This is a genomic window from Enterobacter cloacae complex sp. IR5384 (assembly GCF_049237265.1).
Lineage (GTDB): Bacteria > Pseudomonadota > Gammaproteobacteria > Enterobacterales > Enterobacteriaceae > Enterobacter > Enterobacter cloacae.
Genome location: NZ_JBMKHJ010000003.1, coordinates 258,750 through 275,359, shown reverse-complemented (window position 1 = coordinate 275,359; position 16,610 = coordinate 258,750). Strand labels below are relative to the sequence as shown.

Annotated in this window: 18 protein-coding genes and 1 riboswitch; of the genes, 12 read left to right on the top strand and 6 right to left on the bottom strand. The window is 56.0% G+C overall.

The features are described from left to right. Positions 1-433: 433 nt before the first annotated feature. On the top strand, positions 434-2,023 hold the full coding sequence (purH, locus tag ACOTX3_RS04910) for a bifunctional phosphoribosylaminoimidazolecarboxamide formyltransferase/IMP cyclohydrolase (RefSeq protein WP_058679397.1): 1,590 nt from the start codon (positions 434-436) through the stop codon (positions 2,021-2,023). 15 nt (positions 2,024-2,038) lie between these two features. Beyond that, positions 2,039-3,331, top strand: coding sequence for a phosphoribosylamine--glycine ligase (gene purD / locus ACOTX3_RS04905; protein WP_013095019.1), 1,293 nt, complete (start codon positions 2,039-2,041; stop codon positions 3,329-3,331). A 46-nt stretch (positions 3,332-3,377) separates the two neighbouring features. On the opposite strand, the gene ACOTX3_RS04900 is transcribed toward purD, so the two are convergent. From ACOTX3_RS04900 to nudC, 6 genes are all read right to left on the bottom strand, one after another. Next, entirely contained in the window at positions 3,378-4,070 is a 693-nt protein-coding gene (locus ACOTX3_RS04900; RefSeq protein WP_023621286.1) for a DUF1481 domain-containing protein, read from the bottom strand. Positions 4,071-4,081: 11 nt separating this feature from the next. Then, positions 4,082-4,354: a nucleoid-associated protein HU-alpha gene (hupA, locus tag ACOTX3_RS04895; RefSeq protein ID WP_002445246.1), complete on the bottom strand. Its 273-nt coding sequence runs from the start codon at positions 4,352-4,354 to the stop codon at positions 4,082-4,084. Positions 4,355-4,540: 186 nt separating this feature from the next. Then, positions 4,541-5,131 (bottom strand): YjaG family protein, encoded by a 591-nt coding sequence (locus ACOTX3_RS04890; RefSeq protein WP_013095017.1) that lies wholly within the window; start codon positions 5,129-5,131, stop codon positions 4,541-4,543. Positions 5,132-5,175: 44 nt separating this feature from the next. Further along, positions 5,176-5,844 carry a deoxyribonuclease V gene (nfi, locus tag ACOTX3_RS04885; protein WP_013095016.1) on the bottom strand — a complete coding sequence of 223 codons (669 nt, stop codon included), beginning with the start codon at positions 5,842-5,844 and terminating at the stop codon, positions 5,176-5,178. Between the two features lie 9 nt (positions 5,845-5,853). Next, on the bottom strand, positions 5,854-6,918 hold the full coding sequence (hemE, locus tag ACOTX3_RS04880) for a uroporphyrinogen decarboxylase (protein WP_038418433.1): 1,065 nt from the start codon (positions 6,916-6,918) through the stop codon (positions 5,854-5,856). Positions 6,919-6,958: 40 nt separating this feature from the next. After that, positions 6,959-7,732, bottom strand: a complete 774-nt coding sequence (gene nudC, locus ACOTX3_RS04875) for an NAD(+) diphosphatase (RefSeq protein WP_013095014.1) — start codon at positions 7,730-7,732, stop codon at positions 6,959-6,961. A 95-nt stretch (positions 7,733-7,827) separates the two neighbouring features. Here nudC and ACOTX3_RS04870 point away from each other — a divergent pair, with 95 nt between their 5' ends. The 10 genes from ACOTX3_RS04870 to ACOTX3_RS04825 all read left to right on the top strand — a co-directional run bounded on the left by ACOTX3_RS04870 (position 7,828) and on the right by ACOTX3_RS04825 (position 16,572). Further along, a complete protein-coding gene (locus tag ACOTX3_RS04870; protein WP_013095013.1) occupies positions 7,828-8,325 on the top strand; it encodes an Rsd/AlgQ family anti-sigma factor in 498 nt (165 codons plus the stop codon). A gap of 54 nt (positions 8,326-8,379) precedes the next feature. After that, a riboswitch (TPP riboswitch) is annotated at positions 8,380-8,489 on the top strand. 79 nt (positions 8,490-8,568) lie between these two features. Continuing rightward, the gene (gene thiC, locus ACOTX3_RS04865; protein ID WP_020684620.1) at positions 8,569-10,464 is read left to right on the top strand and encodes a phosphomethylpyrimidine synthase ThiC; all 1,896 of its coding nucleotides are present in this window, start codon (positions 8,569-8,571) and stop codon (positions 10,462-10,464) included. Next, on the top strand, positions 10,464-11,099 hold the full coding sequence (gene thiE, locus ACOTX3_RS04860) for a thiamine phosphate synthase (RefSeq protein ID WP_058661700.1): 636 nt from the start codon (positions 10,464-10,466) through the stop codon (positions 11,097-11,099). The genes thiC and thiE overlap by 1 nt, the downstream gene beginning before the upstream one ends. Further along, entirely contained in the window at positions 11,092-11,847 is a 756-nt protein-coding gene (locus ACOTX3_RS04855) for a HesA/MoeB/ThiF family protein (protein ID WP_013095010.1), read from the top strand. The genes thiE and ACOTX3_RS04855 overlap by 8 nt, the downstream gene beginning before the upstream one ends. Then, positions 11,831-12,031 carry a sulfur carrier protein ThiS gene (thiS, locus tag ACOTX3_RS04850; protein ID WP_013095009.1) on the top strand — a complete coding sequence of 67 codons (201 nt, stop codon included), beginning with the start codon at positions 11,831-11,833 and terminating at the stop codon, positions 12,029-12,031. The genes ACOTX3_RS04855 and thiS overlap by 17 nt, the downstream gene beginning before the upstream one ends. A gap of 1 nt (position 12,032) precedes the next feature. After that, a complete protein-coding gene (thiG, locus tag ACOTX3_RS04845; protein ID WP_013095008.1) occupies positions 12,033-12,803 on the top strand; it encodes a thiazole synthase in 771 nt (256 codons plus the stop codon). Continuing rightward, positions 12,800-13,933, top strand: coding sequence for a 2-iminoacetate synthase ThiH (gene thiH / locus ACOTX3_RS04840; RefSeq protein ID WP_058679394.1), 1,134 nt, complete (start codon positions 12,800-12,802; stop codon positions 13,931-13,933). Before thiG ends, thiH begins: the two co-directional genes overlap by 4 nt. 325 nt (positions 13,934-14,258) lie before the next feature. After that, positions 14,259-15,800, top strand: coding sequence for a sensor domain-containing diguanylate cyclase (locus ACOTX3_RS04835; RefSeq protein WP_058679393.1), 1,542 nt, complete (start codon positions 14,259-14,261; stop codon positions 15,798-15,800). 146 nt (positions 15,801-15,946) lie between these two features. Continuing rightward, positions 15,947-16,255, top strand: a complete 309-nt coding sequence (locus tag ACOTX3_RS04830) for a PTS sugar transporter subunit IIB (protein WP_023334100.1) — start codon at positions 15,947-15,949, stop codon at positions 16,253-16,255. Then, positions 16,255-16,572, top strand: coding sequence for a PTS lactose/cellobiose transporter subunit IIA (locus tag ACOTX3_RS04825; protein ID WP_013095004.1), 318 nt, complete (start codon positions 16,255-16,257; stop codon positions 16,570-16,572). The genes ACOTX3_RS04830 and ACOTX3_RS04825 overlap by 1 nt, the downstream gene beginning before the upstream one ends. Positions 16,573-16,610: the final 38 nt, after the last annotated feature.

Below are 16,610 nucleotides of genomic sequence, written 5' to 3'. Positions count from 1 at the left end.
TAAATTGTTAAAGAGCAGTTGCGACGCGCTTCAGCGCTCTGTCGCGAGGTGGCGTATATTACGCTTTCCTCTTTCAGAGTCAACCCTGAATTTCAGGATTTTTTCTCCTCAACCGACCGGGTTGTTTGTGAAGTGATTCACATCCGCCGTGTCGATGGAGGCGCATTATAGGGAGTTCTCCGCAGGCCGCAACCGCTAAATGACAGAAAAATGACTGACTGCTGCATTCCCCAGCAAAACCCCGCCTTATACCTTTTTACACACAGAGTTATCCACAGCGATGCGAAAAAGTGAAAATTCGCGAGCGTTGCGCAAACGTTTTCGTTAAAATGCTCGCGCTTAACAAGGATGCCTCGTCAGGTGTGTTAGATGAGTTTTTCGCTGGAAAATTCATCTAACGCTCTCTGTAATCGTGAAATCCAGGGGATTTACCATGCAACAACGTCGTCCAGTCCGCCGCGCTCTGCTCAGTGTTTCTGATAAAGCCGGTATCGTCGAATTCGCTCAGGCACTTTCTGCACGTGGTGTAGAGCTGCTGTCCACAGGTGGTACCGCACGCCTGTTAGCAGATAAAGGTCTGCCGGTAACCGAAGTGTCCAATTACACCGGTTTCCCGGAAATGATGGATGGACGCGTCAAAACCCTGCACCCGAAAGTCCACGGCGGCATTCTGGGTCGTCGCGGTCAGGATGATGCCATTATGGAACAGCATGATATCGCGCCAATTGATATGGTTGTCGTTAACCTTTATCCGTTCGCCCAGACCGTGGCGCGTGAAGGCTGCTCTCTGGAAGACGCCGTAGAGAATATTGATATCGGCGGACCGACGATGGTGCGCTCCGCGGCCAAGAACCATAAAGACGTGGCCATTGTGGTGAAGAGCAGCGACTACTCCGCCATTATTAATGAAATGGATGCGAACGAAGGGTCACTGACTCTGGACACCCGTTTCGACCTCGCGATTAAGGCATTCGAACACACCGCCGCGTACGACAGCATGATCGCCAACTACTTCGGTAGCCTGGTGCCGGCTTACCACGGCGAAAGCAAAGATCCTTCCGGCCGCTTCCCACGCACGCTGAACCTGAACTTCATCAAGAAGCAGGATATGCGTTATGGCGAGAACAGCCACCAGCAGGCAGCCTTCTATATAGAAGAAGAGGTAAAAGAAGCTTCTGTCGCTACCGCCCAGCAGGTTCAGGGCAAAGCGCTCTCTTATAACAATATTGCCGATACCGATGCCGCACTGGAGTGTGTGAAAGAGTTCAATGAACCTGCCTGCGTTATTGTGAAGCACGCGAACCCCTGCGGCGTAGCGGTCAGTACTTCTATCCTGGACGCTTACGATCGCGCCTATAAAACTGACCCAACCTCTGCCTTCGGCGGCATTATCGCGTTTAACCGTGAACTGGATGCCGAAACCGCGCAGGCCATTATCTCTCGCCAGTTTGTTGAAGTGATCATCGCGCCATCTGCGTCTGAAGAAGCGCTGAAAATCACCGCCGCGAAACAGAACGTGCGCGTGCTGGTTTGCGGCCAGTGGGCAGAGCGCGTGCCGGGTCTTGATTTCAAACGTGTAAATGGTGGGCTGCTGGTTCAGGATCGCGATTTGGGCATGGTGACAGCCGCTGACCTGCGCGTCGTCACCAAACGTCAGCCAACCGAACAGGAACTGCGTGATGCGCTGTTCTGCTGGAAAGTGGCGAAGTTCGTGAAATCCAACGCCATTGTCTATGCCAAAGAGAACATGACCATCGGGATAGGTGCAGGCCAGATGAGCCGCGTTTACTCTGCGAAAATTGCCGGTATCAAAGCAGGCGACGAAGGCCTGGAAGTAAAAGGTTCTGCCATGGCGTCTGACGCCTTCTTCCCGTTCCGTGACGGTATTGATGCGGCCGCCGCTGTGGGTATCACCTGTGTGATCCAGCCTGGCGGTTCTATCCGTGACGACGAAGTCATTGCCGCTGCCGACGAACACGGCATTGCGATGATCTTCACCGATATGCGTCACTTCCGTCATTAATTCCCGGAGCAGAAAATGAAAGTATTAGTGATTGGTAACGGCGGGCGCGAGCACGCGCTGGCGTGGAAAGCGGCGCAGTCTCCGCTGGTTGAAACCGTTTTTGTGGCTCCGGGTAATGCGGGTACGGCGCTGGAACCTGCGCTGCAGAACGTCGCCATCGGCGTGACCGATATCCCCGCGCTGCTGAGCTTTGCCCAGAACGAGAAAATCGATCTCACCATCGTCGGCCCGGAAGCGCCACTGGTGATTGGCGTCGTTGACGCGTTCCGTGCCGCAGGTCTGAAAATCTTCGGCCCGACGGAAGGCGCAGCACAACTGGAAGGGTCTAAAGCCTTTACCAAGGATTTCCTTGCGCGTCATAACATCCCGACGGCGGAATACCAGAACTTCACCGAAGTCGAGCCCGCGCTGGCTTACTTACGTGAAAAAGGCGCGCCGATTGTGATTAAAGCCGACGGTCTGGCTGCCGGTAAAGGTGTTATCGTCGCGATGACGCTCGAAGAAGCCGAAGCAGCCGTACAGGATATGCTGGCAGGCAATGCCTTTGGCGACGCAGGCCACCGCATCGTGATTGAAGAGTTCCTTGATGGCGAAGAGGCGAGCTTTATCGTGATGGTGGATGGCGAACACGTTCTGCCGATGGCCACCAGCCAGGACCATAAGCGCGTGGGCAATGCGGATACCGGGCCGAATACCGGCGGTATGGGCGCTTACTCTCCTGCCCCTGTGGTGACGGATGAAGTGCATCAGCGCACCATGGACCGAATCATCTGGCCAACCGTAAAAGGAATGGCTGCCGAGGGTAACACTTACACCGGTTTCCTCTATGCGGGCCTGATGATTGACAAGCAGGGCAATCCGAAGGTGATCGAATTTAACTGCCGCTTCGGCGATCCAGAAACTCAGCCCATCATGCTGCGCATGAAATCTGACCTGGTGGAGCTGTGCCTGGCCGCATGCGACGGCAAGCTGGATGAGAAAACCTCAGAGTGGGACGAACGCGCGTCTCTGGGCGTGGTGATTGCTGCGGGCGGTTATCCTGGCCACTACAACACCGGAGATGAGATCCATGGCCTGCCGCTGGAAGAAACCGAAGGTGCCAAGGTGTTCCACGCCGGAACGAAACTGGCAGACGACGATCGCGTACTGACCAATGGTGGTCGCGTGCTGTGTGCCACCGCGCTGGGCCATACCGTTGCCGAAGCGCAGAAGCGCGCTTATGCCCTGATGGCGGATATCCACTGGAACGGTAGCTTTAGCCGTCAGGATATCGGCTATCGTGCGATTGCACGTGAGCAGGGGGAGTAATCCCCCCTCATCCTAACCCTCTCCCTCAAGGGAGAGGGGATTTACGTCAAAAACTCTTTTCTGTCGGCTGCCAGGTGCAGAAATCTTCGTTCGCCACCAGCAACAGCTGAGAGCCTTCAGGCGCTTCAAGCCACGCCACACTCACTTCCATCGATGAATGACGCTGACGGCGCTGAATATGTTCGGTTGCCCAGGATTCAAGATCAGGTTTGACTGTCTGCCCTTCGCAGGTAGTGACCGTACCATCGGTATGCCAGCGCCCCTGACGCAGCACCACGCGTCCCTGACGCAGCGCATCGCTGGTCTGACGGATTTGTCCGGCACGATAACGATAGAGAGCAACCTGATCGCTGGAGAGTTGCTGTTTTTGACCGTTGACTTCACGCTGCATAAAGCTCAGCTCGCCGTGGTCATCAAACCGCACTTTTACATGTTCGGGGGTTTTGCCGTAGATATTGAGTTCGATGAATGACAGGTCGTCTCCCTGCCAGCGATACTCTGCGGTCGATGTATTGCCGTTATGCCACGGGCTAAAAGCGGAAAGCAGATGCACTTCACCGCCAGAATCTTTACGCCAGATCCTCACCGCTCCCTGGTTGTCAGCGTAACCGCTGGCGGTAAACGGTGGTAAAGAGGTGTCATGGCTACAGGCGGAAAGCAGTAACACGCCCGCCAGCGCGAGCGCGCCACGCCAGAATGACAAAAGGGGCGTTGCCGCCCCTTCGTTAAAACTGTTCACTGCCACGCGTCTTACTTAACTGCGTCTTTCAGTGCTTTACCAGAAACAAATGCCGGCACGTTAGCTGCGGCGATTTTGATTTCTTTACCGGTCTGCGGGTTGCGGCCAGTACGCTCAGCGCGGTGGTTCACTTTGAAGGTACCGAAACCAACCAGTTGTACAGCATCGCCTTCTTTCAGAGACTCAGTAATAGCAGCCAGGGTAGATTCCAGAGCAGCTTTAGCCTGCACTTTAGACAGATCAGCCTTGTCCGCAATTACATCAATCAGTTGAGTCTTGTTCATAAGTTATCCTTTCAATGTGTTTATCGCTTGCTAAGCATCGAGTGCGACGAAAATGCCAAAATAGCACTCTCCTGCATACACGCACCGATAGCCACTTTTTTTCGCCCCCCAAATGTAGACCAGACGGGGGGCAGAAGGGAAGAGTCGAGGTGCGACAAAACAGGCGTTAAATCACGTTTTGTTGTCTCATTGGTTAAAAATTATACCAATATTACTCTCGCCGGCCTCACGCAAGTCCGCACGCAGCCCTTTTATCAGCTCAATATCGCGTTCTTCACACTCTGCCAGCAGGCGGAAAATCTCCCACTGAATATCCCATTCCTGTTCAACAGCAGGGTTAGCCCGCAGCTCTTCGTCGGTCATTTCACGGCCTGCCTGGGTCATTTCCAGCATCGCTACGGTCGTAATGGATGCCTTACTGACTTCAATAGCGTGCTCCAGCGTTTCACCGCTCAGACGAGAGTGAATCAGTTCGCTTAACGCTACGCAGGCATCAATTGCCGGATAGACACCGTACAGATCAAAATCATCCGCCACCGGAATAGCCTCTTCGAGCTTTTCCAGCTGAGAGTCGAAGTTCACCTTTGCGTCTTTGACCGTCAGCGTTTCCCAGATGAGGTCGAGGATCCGGCGATAAATATGGCCATCACCAAACTCCGTCTGCTTGCAGAACGCGGCGTAGTTCGGATACATGCGCTCGCACAGGCAAGCCATAAAGGTGACGTGCTGCCAGCTTTCCAGCTTCTCAAGGCGCAGGTGAATCGGGTTTTGTAGCATGATGAGATCTCGAATCGAAAATTAGCCGCAGTTTACCTGATTCATCACTGAATTTCCTGCCAACGAACAAAAGCCGGACGAGCAGAGGCCACCGCATCTGCCCAGCGCGTGGGCTCAGGTAAACGGTAACCCTTCATACAACGCTGCACCCAGGCCAGGGCGCTGTCCATGCTCACACGGTGCCCGGTTGCGATAAACAGCGGGTTACAGCGCGCTTTACTGCGCCAGACCCATGCCAGTTGCTCACCCTTATCGATAAGCGGCGCCAGCGCGCCCGGCTCGGCGGAGAGCGGCTCAAATGCACCGCACAGGCGTTTTTTGGCCACACCGATGGTGGGTACATCCACCAGCAGACCAAAGTGGCTGGCAACGCCTAAGCGACGCGGGTGAGAGATACCGTGTCCATCAACAAACAGCAGATCGGGTTTTTGCGAGAGTTGCTCCCACGCTGCGAGCAGCGCGGGGTATTCACGGAAGGAGAGAAAGCCCGGTATGTACGGCATGGTGGTGGCGATACGCGCCACTTTGTACTCCACCAGCTCAAGTGAGGGATACTTCAGCAGCACCATCGCCGCTCGCGTCACTTCACCGCCCTGCTCAAACCCGACATCCGCACCGCCTATATACTGCGGGGGATCCTTATCCAGACGATCCTCGCGGATCACGGATGAAGCCAGTTCTATCTGTTGAGCGCGTAATGACGCGAGATCCATAACCACTCCTTATTTGTGATATTGCGCAGAAAGTCGGTGCACCGCCTCCACAAACGCGCCAGCGTGCTCTGGCGGAACGTCCTGATGGATACCGTGCCCGAGGTTAAACACGTGCCCTTCCCCCTGGCCAAAGCCAGCCAGAATAGACGCCACCTCTTCTTCAATACGGGCAGGCTGCGCGTAGAGCATGGACGGATCCATATTGCCCTGCAGCGCCACTTTGTCACCCACGCGACGGCGCGCGTCGGCGATATCGGTGGTCCAGTCGAGACCCAGCGCATCGCAGCCAGTCGCCGCCATGGCTTCCAGCCACTGACCGCCGCCTTTGGTGAACAGCGTGACCGGCACACGGCGGCCTTCATTTTCACGCAGCAGGCCATCAACGATTTTGTGCATGTAGTAGAGCGAAAATTGCTGATAATCGCGCCCGGTCAGCACGCCGCCCCAGGTATCGAAAATCATCACCGACTGCGCACCCGCTTTGATCTGCGCGTTCAGATAGAGGGTGACGCTTTTCGCCAGCTTATCGAGTAGCGCATGCAGGGCCAGCGGCTCGGCATACATCATCTTTTTGATTACGGTAAAGGCTTTACTGCTACCGCCTTCAACCATATAGGTCGCCAGCGTCCACGGACTGCCGGAGAAGCCAATCAGCGGGACTTCGCCTTTCAGTTCACGACGAATGGTGCGCACGGCATTCATCACATAGCCCAGCTCCTGTTCAGGATCGGGAACGGGCAGCTTATCAACATCCGCTCTGCTTTTGATTGGGGAAGTGAAACGCGGGCCTTCGCCGGTTTCGAAATAGAGCCCAAGGCCCATCGCATCCGGAATGGTCAGAATGTCCGAAAAGAGAATGGCGGCATCCAGCGGGAAGCGGCGCAGCGGCTGGAGCGTGACTTCACACGCCAGCTCGGCATTTTTGCACAGCGACATAAAATCGCCCGCCTGCGCACGCGTGGCTTTGTACTCTGGCAAATAGCGTCCCGCCTGGCGCATCATCCACACCGGGGTGACATCAACGGGCTGGCGCAGCAGCGCACGCAGATAACGATCGTTTTTCAGTTCGGTCATTTTTGCAGTTCCTTAAGCGTCATGGCCTCAGTGTAACATGTCACTCAGCATCAGCCCGACACATTGCTACGGTATCTTCTATCAGCCGACGGGCGACGGTGCCTGGGGGTGGCAGCAGCGGCAAATCGTCATAGCGATACCAGTTCGCCTCCAGCAACTCTTTCTGGTCGATGACAATCTCGCCGCTGTCATAATCGGCCATAAAGGCCGTCATCAGCGACTGCGGGAACGGCCACGGCTGGGAGGTAACATAGCGCAGGTTTTTAACCTTAATCCCGCTCTCTTCCATCACTTCACGCGCCACCGCCTGTTCCAGCGTTTCGCCCACCTCGACGAACCCGGCCAGCACGGTATGAATGCCATTGCGGTGGCGGGTATGCTGCGCCAGCAGGATGGAATCGTCACGACGGATAGCGACGATAATGCACGGCGCAATTTGCGGGTAGTAACGCTCACGGCAGTGGCTGCAGAGCATCGCCCACTCGGTTTTACTGGGGTGCATGGTGTGACCACAGTAGCCGCAGTACTTATGCGAACGGTAAAACTCAGCCAGCTGCACACCCCGGCCCGCCAGCTGGAACAAACCCACATCCTGATCCAGCACCTGACGAACCGATCCCATGTCATTGCGGCGTGGCTGTTGGATCAACCACACGGGTTCACCCTGCCATTCCCCGATCTTCAGCGCGGGCAGGCCGACAAGATCGAATTTTTCTGCTGCGCCATAGGGTATTTCCCCGGCAGGCAACCATAATTTTTGTTCGTGACTGACGATCCACCAACCCAGATCTGATTTTTCAATAATACGATCCATATCTATTGCACTACCTTCGCTTCACTGACATGTTGTTAGCATTGTGGTTACATTTTGGATAAGCAGATTCAATTCTCAACCTTGCGGAGTCAACCATGTTAAACCAGCTAGAGAGCCTGACTGAGCGCGTTAGAGGAAGTAACAAACTGGTGGATCGCTGGCTACATGTGCGCAAGCATCTACTCGTGGCTTATTACAATCTGGTCGGTATTAAGCCTGGCAAAGAATCGTTTATGCGGTTGAATGAAAAAGCGCTGGATGATTTTTGTCAGAGCCTGGTCGACTATCTGTCCGACGGCCATTTCAATATTTATGAACGCATTATCCGCGAAATGGAAGGGACTACACCGTATTTAGCAGCCAGCAAACTCTATCCGCTGCTGGAAGCTAACACCCAGCAGATCATGGATTACTACGATTCCACGCTTGAGAACGCTATCGATCACGATAACTATCTTGAGTTTCAGCAGGCGCTTTCCGACCTCGGCGAAGCGCTGGAAGAGCGATTCACGCTGGAAGATAAGCTGATCGCCCTCGCCCTGGATCACGGCCTGGATGTGAGCCACGAAGATAACGTCGCGCGACCTGCTTGAGTTCTTAATCGTTAACGAGTAATTTACAACCATTCGCCCCTCTGCGGAGGGGGATTTTTCTTGTCGGAGTGCCCAGTGTGCAAGCACGGGCTGAGACCGTTAATTCGGGATCCGCGGAACCTGATCAGGCTAATACCTGCGAAGGGAACAAGAGTCACACTGCTGTTGTATCGCCCCCAGGGCGATCCTCTCTTGCTTCATCCGTCGTCTGACAAGCCATGTCCTTCACTTTTGGAATGAGCTATGTCTACAACAAAACTGACCCGCCGCGAACAGCGCGCACAAGCCCAACACTTCATCGACACTCTGGAAGGCACCGCTTTCCCGAACTCAAAACGCATTTACATCACCGGTTCACAGGCGGATATCCGCGTGCCAATGCGTGAAATCCAGCTTAGCCCGACCCTTATCGGTGGCAGCAAAGCGCACCCGCAGTATGAAGATAACGAAGCCGTTCCGGTGTATGACACTTCCGGTCCGTACGGCGATCCTGCGGTTGCCATTAACGTTCAGCAGGGGCTGGCGAAATTGCGCCAGCCGTGGATTGACGCGCGTAACGACTGCGAAGAGCTCTCTGACCGCAGCTCGGCGTACACCAAAGCGCGTCTGGCGGACGATGGTCTTGATGAGCTGCGCTTCACCGGGTTGCTGACGCCGAAACGCGCGAAAGCGGGTAAATGCGTTACCCAACTGCACTATGCCCGCCAGGGCATCGTTACGCCGGAGATGGAGTTTATCGCCATTCGTGAAAACATGGGTCGCGAGCGTATCCGCAGCGAGGTGTTACGCCACCAGCATCCGGGAGAAGGCTTCGGGGCACGTCTGCCGGAAAACATCACGCCGGAGTTTGTGCGTGATGAAGTGGCCGCTGGCCGCGCGATTATCCCTGCCAACATCAATCACCCGGAATCTGAACCAATGATCATTGGCCGCAACTTTCTGGTGAAGGTCAACGCCAATATCGGCAACTCGGCCGTGACCTCCTCCATTGAAGAAGAGGTGGAAAAACTGGTCTGGTCGACACGCTGGGGCGCGGACACGGTGATGGATCTCTCCACCGGGCGTTACATCCACGAAACCCGCGAGTGGATCCTGCGCAATAGCCCGGTGCCTATCGGAACGGTGCCCGTTTATCAGGCACTGGAGAAGGTGAACGGTATTGCCGAAGACCTCACCTGGGAAGCCTTCCGCGACACGCTGCTGGAGCAGGCGGAACAGGGAGTCGACTACTTCACCATTCACGCGGGCGTGCTGCTGCGCTACGTGCCGATGACGGCGAAGCGTCTGACCGGTATTGTCTCGCGCGGCGGCTCTATCATGGCCAAATGGTGCCTGTCGCACCATAAAGAAAACTTCCTCTACGAACACTTCCGCGAGATCTGTGAAATCTGTGCCGCGTACGATGTCTCCCTGTCGCTGGGCGACGGCCTGCGTCCGGGCTCCATTCGTGATGCCAACGACGAAGCGCAGTTTGCCGAACTACATACCCTGGGTGAGCTGACCAAAATCGCCTGGGAGTATGACGTGCAGGTGATGATTGAAGGCCCGGGACACGTGCCAATGCAGATGATCCGCCGCAACATGACCGAAGAGCTGGAGCACTGCCACGAAGCGCCGTTCTATACCCTGGGGCCGTTGACCACGGATATCGCTCCGGGCTATGACCACTTCACCTCCGGGATTGGTGCGGCGATGATCGGCTGGTTCGGCTGCGCCATGCTCTGCTATGTGACGCCGAAAGAGCACCTCGGCCTGCCCAACAAAGAGGATGTGAAGCAGGGGCTGATCACCTACAAAATCGCCGCTCACGCCGCGGATCTGGCCAAAGGCCACCCTGGCGCGCAAATCCGCGACAACGCCATGTCGAAGGCGCGCTTTGAATTCCGCTGGGAAGACCAGTTCAACCTGGCGCTCGATCCTTTCACTGCCCGCGCGTATCACGATGAAACCCTGCCGCAGGAGTCGGGCAAAGTGGCGCATTTCTGCTCCATGTGCGGGCCAAAATTCTGCTCGATGAAAATCAGCCAGGAAGTCCGTGACTACGCCGCCGCGCAAACCATTGAAGTGGGTATGGCGGATATGTCAGAAACCTTCCGCGCGAAGGGCGGCGAAATCTACCTCAAAAAAGAGGAGGCGTAATGTATCAGCCTGATTTCCCCTCCGTTCCCTTCCGTTTAGGGCTCTATCCGGTGGTGGACAGCGTAGCGTGGATCGAACGCCTGCTGGCGTGCGGCGTTCGCACAATCCAGCTGCGCATCAAGGATAAACGTGATGACGAGGTGGAGGCCGATGTGGTCGCCGCCATCGCGCTGGGGCGTCGCTACGACGCGCGCCTGTTTATCAACGACTACTGGCGACTGGCCGTTAAGCACCAGGCGTACGGTGTGCATCTGGGTCAGGAGGACCTGGAAACAACGGACCTGAGCGCTATCCGGGACGCTGGATTAAGACTGGGGGTGTCAACACACGACGACATGGAGATCGGCGTGGCGCTGGCGGCTCGCCCTTCGTACATCGCACTTGGCCATGTTTTTCCGACGCAGACCAAACAGATGCCCTCTGCCCCACAGGGGCTGACGCAGCTGGCGGCGCACGTTAAACGCCTTGCCGATTACCCTACCGTCGCGATCGGTGGGATCAGCCTGGAACGCGCTCCTGCCGTGCTGGATACCGGTGTCGGCAGTATCGCTGTCGTCAGCGCCATTACCCAGGCGGCAGACTGGCAGGCCGCCACCGCACAGCTGTTAAAGCTGGCAGGAGCAGGCGATGAATGATCGTGATTTTATGCGCTACAGCCGCCAGATCCTGCTGGAGGATATCGCCATTGACGGGCAGCAAAAGCTGCTCGCCAGCCGGGTCCTGATTGTTGGTCTGGGCGGATTAGGCGCTCCTGCCGCGCTCTATCTGGCAGGCGCGGGCGTGGGCACGCTGGTTCTGGCCGATGACGACGAGGTTCATATCAGTAACCTGCAGCGACAAATCCTCTTCACCACGGAGGATGTTAACCAGCCCAAAGCGCAAATCACCCGCAAAAGGCTGAAGCAGTTGAATCCGGACATCACGCTCATCGCGCACCAGGAGCGGCTCCACGGCGACACTCTGCAGCGCGAAGTCGCCCTTGCTGATGCGGTGCTGGACTGCACCGACAATATGGCGACCCGCCAGGCCATTAACGCCGCCTGCGTGGCACAGAATACGCCGCTTATCACCGCCAGTGCGGTCGGTTTCGGCGGGCAGATGATGGTGCTGACCCCGCCCTGGGCGCAGGGCTGTTATCGCTGCCTGTGGCCGGATGATGCCGAGCCGGAGCGCAACTGCCGCACCGCGGGCATACTGGGCCCGGTGGTAGGCGTGATGGGGACCCTGCAGGCGCTGGAAGCCATTAAATTGCTCAGCGGTATGGAAACAGAGCGCAATACGCTGCGGCTGTTTGATGCCCGCTCCAGCGGCTGGCGTCATCTGGCACTGCACCGCGCCAGCCACTGTCCGGTGTGCGGAGGCCGCAATGCGCATTCTGTTTAATGATGAGCCGATGAAATGCGATGACGGTCTCACCGTTGCCGCGCTGCTCGAGAAGCTGCGCCAGCTCAAGCCGGGAACGGCGCTGGCGCTTAATCAACAGATCCTGCCGCGTGAGCAGTGGGAACATCAGCAGGTGAGCGAAGGCGACCAGATCCTGCTGTTTCAGGTTATCGCCGGGGGCTGAGATGTTACGTATTGCTGATAAAGTCTTTGATTCACATCTGTTTACCGGGACCGGAAAATTCGCCTCGCCGCAGCTGATGGTGGATGCCATCCGTGAAAGCGGCAGCCAGCTGGTGACGCTGGCGCTCAAGCGCGTCGATCTGCGCCATCACAGCGACGCCATTCTGGCACCATTGCTGGATGCTGGCGTTACCCTGCTGCCCAATACCTCCGGAGCGAAAACGGCTGAAGAAGCGATTTTTGCGGCTCAGCTGGCTCGTGAAGCGCTGGGTACCCACTGGCTGAAACTGGAAATACATCCGGATGCGCGCTGGCTGTTGCCCGACCCCATCGAAACGTTAAAAGCGGCCGAAAAGCTGGTGCAGCAAGGCTTTACCGTTCTGCCCTACTGCGGGGCCGATCCCGTGCTGTGTAAACGGCTGGAAGAGGTCGGCTGCGCTGCCGTCATGCCGCTGGGCGCTCCAATTGGTTCTAATCAGGGCCTGGAGACCCGCGCCATGCTGGAGATCATCATTGAGCAAGCCACCGTGCCGGTGGTGGTGGATGCAGGCATTGGCGTGCCCAGCCATGCCGCCCAGGCGCTGGAGATGGGAGCAAGTGCCGTGCTGGTGAACACGGCCATTGCGGTCGCCGACGACCCCATCAGGATGGCCCGTGCGTTCCGCATGGCCGTGGAGGCTGGCTTGCTGGCACGAGAGTCTGGCCCGGGAACGCGCAGTTTTCAGGCACAGGCCACCAGCCCGTTGACCGGCTTTCTGGAGGCGCTCTCATGACCACCTTTACCGACCGCTGGCGGCAGCTTAACTGGGACGATATTGCCCTGCGTATCAACAGTAAAACGCAGGCTGACGTGGAGCGCGCCTTACAAGCCCGTCACCTGTCCCGCGACGATATGATGGCCCTGCTCTCTCCGGCGGCGAGCACCTTTCTTGAGCCGATGGCCCAGCGCGCTCAGAGGCTCACCCGCCAGCGTTTTGGCAACACGGTGAGCTTTTACGTACCGCTCTATCTCTCTAACCTGTGCGCGAATGACTGCACCTACTGCGGCTTCTCCATGAGCAACCGCATCAAGCGGAAAACACTCGATGAGAGTGAAATCGCCCGTGAGTGTGCCGCCATCCGTGAAATGGGTTTTGAGCATCTCCTGCTGGTCACGGGTGAACATCAGAGCAAAGTCGGGATGGACTATTTTCGACAGCACTTTCCGGCCATTCGCCGTCAGTTCGCGTCGCTACAGATGGAGGTTCAACCCCTGTCGCAGGAGGAATACGCGGAGCTTAAAACCCTCGGGCTGGACGGAGTGATGGTGTATCAGGAAACCTACCACGAGGCGACGTATGCCCGGCATCACCTGAAGGGAAAGAAACAGGATTTCTTCTTCCGGCTGGAGACCCCGGACAGACTGGGCCGGGCCGGGATCGACAAAATCGGTCTGGGTGCGCTGATTGGGCTATCAGATAGCTGGCGAGTGGATTGCTACATGGTAGCGGAACACCTGCTATGGCTGCAGCAGCACTACTGGCAAAGCCGTTACTCCATCTCTTTCCCACGCTTGCGGCCATGTACGGGAGGTGTTGAACCCGCCTCGGTAATGGACGAACGTCAGCTGGTCCAGGCCATCTGTGCGTTTCGCCTGCTTGCCCCGGAGGTTGAATTATCCCTCTCGACGCGTGAATCTCCTGAGTTTCGTGACCGCGTGATCCCGCTTGCGATTAACAACGTCAGTGCGTTCTCCAAAACGCAGCCAGGGGGCTACGCCGACGACCATCCGGAGCTGGAACAATTTGCGCCACATGATGGTCGACGGCCAGAAGCAGTTGCCGCCGCCCTGACCGCGCAGGGGTTACAACCGGTCTGGAAAGACTGGGATAGTTGGCTGGGAAGAGCCTCGCAAATGCGTTGAAACGCACTGCAAGCCGTTAAAAAATTGTCGAGGCGCTCTGGAGAGTCACAACCGGACGATTGTCATCTATCGTCCGGTTTTTTATTGTCATGCCGTCAGCAACGGAAGCTGACCAGGGCGAAAAGCTTCTTCCTCGTTTCGCCCTGCCTCTGATTCATTGCACACGCCGCCCGCCAGTGAATGAGTATTTTCTTAATGGTTCTTAAGATAAATCATCTCATCTGAAACTGTGTTCCGTATAATTCACAGCTAACCGCAGGACAGCGACTATGCTGAGAGGATATCGGCAGACGAAAAACTCACCATCAGGATTGATGTACAACTCATGGCACTTCACAGCAGAAAGCTCTCTTTTACCCGACCCATTATGCTCAGCTTTGCGGGGATCCTGTGCAGTTTTGCGCTGATCGCGGTCGTGGTTACCCTTTCACAACAAAAAGATTTTCTTGAGGATTATCATAAGATTAATGGTAACTTCACCCACAACCTGGCGGTGAACTACACCGAATCTATCCTGCGTGAAAACGACTATATCCTTGGGCGTTCGGCGCTCTATTTTTCACGCAACGACACGCTGAACGAGATGCTGAACGTCAATCCGTCGCAGGGTTTACAGATGTTGATGCATCTACAGAACCTGATGCCGACCGTCTCTTCCATTTCTCTGACAGACACCCAGGGCCGTTATCTGCGCGCGCCGGAGGTACTTCCCACGGAAAAGAGCAAAACCTTCGATCCCCGGACGCGTCCATGGTTCATCGCCCAGGCGGAAGCCAGCATCTTCAGCCACTATACCCGCCCTTACATGGACTATTTTACCGGGCATCCCACGGTCACTCTTTATAAGCCGTTGATTTCTCCGGAAGGACGGCTCAAGGGTACAATAGCATTTCATCTCGATTTGACCTCCATGGGGTTTACCCTTCGTCAGATGGTAGCGCCTGTACAAGGGGAATTCTTTGTTGTCGAACGCGACGGTGCCGTGGTGCTTCATCCTGATCCGGGCGCACTCTTCAAGCAGTACGTGAGCGAAGCGCTGATGGACAAAATGACCAGCGGCGAAGGCCATCTGTATGATAAGAAAACCAAAGCCTGGTATTACTACTACTCCTTCACCAACCCGGACTGGTTTGTCATCTACCGGGTTTCGGGCGCAACGCTCACCGACATTACCCGCCATGAGACCACTATCGTCGGCTGGGGTTTTGCGCTGGCGGCCATCATTATCATCCTCTTCGGTCTGTACCTGCGCCATGAGTCGCGTACCGTGCTGATGACGATTATCAACGCCATCAAAACCGGCGACGTCAACCAGGCTCCGCGTCTGGAAGCGATGCTTAGCCATACTATCCAGTCCAACAAAGCGCGTGAGATGGCCTATGTGCGCCAGGCCACCCATGATGCACTCACCGGCTGCAAAAACCGTCGGGCATTTGATAGCGATGTGGATGAGCTACTCAGTGCCCACCAGCCTTTCGCCCTGGCGCTGATTGACATCGACAACTTTAAATCGATTAACGACACCTGGGGTCACCTGAGCGGTGATATTGTCCTGCGTAACGTGGCGCGTGAAGGGATCCAGATAATGCAGCCGCATAACGTCTCGGTTTACCGCTACGGTGGAGAAGAGTTCGCAGTGATTTTCCAGGCTGACCAGATCGCTAGCGCATTCTCGTTACTGGACGCGTGGCGAACCACCGTTGAAAAACGCGTCTGGCGGGAAGAAAACCTGCGGGTAACGTTCAGTGCCGGTCTGGGGGAATGGCATTTCGAACCGCTGGAAGAACTGGTGGGGAGCGTAGATAACGCCCTCTACAGCGCGAAACAGCAGGGAAAAAACCGCATTATTCGAACGTCCGTCGGCTGATTTTCGCTGCCCGGCGCAAAATTGTAACCGGTTTCAGAAAAATGCCGATTTCTTTGTGATGCCTGACACACAATCACGGTAAAGCGGTTGTTGAAGCAGTCTGCACGGGATAATTATCAATAAACACATGTAGATCGAGGCTGATTATGAAGAACATCGTTTTATGCTGTGCAGCGGGAATGTCAACGAGCATGCTGGTTCAACGTATGAAAGACGCCGCGCAGAAAAAAGGGGTTGAAGTCACCATTAAAGCCGTTCCGGTCGCGGAATTTAAAGACAACATCGCGACGGCCGACATCGTATTACTGGGGCCACAGGTTAAATACGAGCAGGCGAAACTTCAGGCCCAGGCCGAGCCGCTGGGTAAAAAGGTCGCGGTGATCGACATGATGGATTACGGCATGATGAAAGGTGATGCCGTACTGGAAAAAGCGCTCAAACTGCTGGAGTCATAATGGAAGACTTAGAAACGACAATCATGGAATTGCTGGTCAACGCGGGTGCGGCGCGCAGTGCTGCCCTGACGGCATTACAGATGGCGCGTAAAGGTGACTTTGACGAAGCCGAAAAGGCGATGGAAGAGTCGCGCGAGTATGTGAAGCATGCGCACACCATCCAGACACAGCTTATTGGTCTTGATGAAGGCACCGGGAAGCTTCCGGTTAACCTGATTACCGTCCATTCTCAGGATCACCTGATGAACGCGATGGTCATCCAGGATCTGGCGGGCGACATGATTGAGCTTTATCGACGCATACCGTTGCTGAATTAAAAGCTACAGCTGTAAAAAAACCCGCCGAGGCGGGTTTT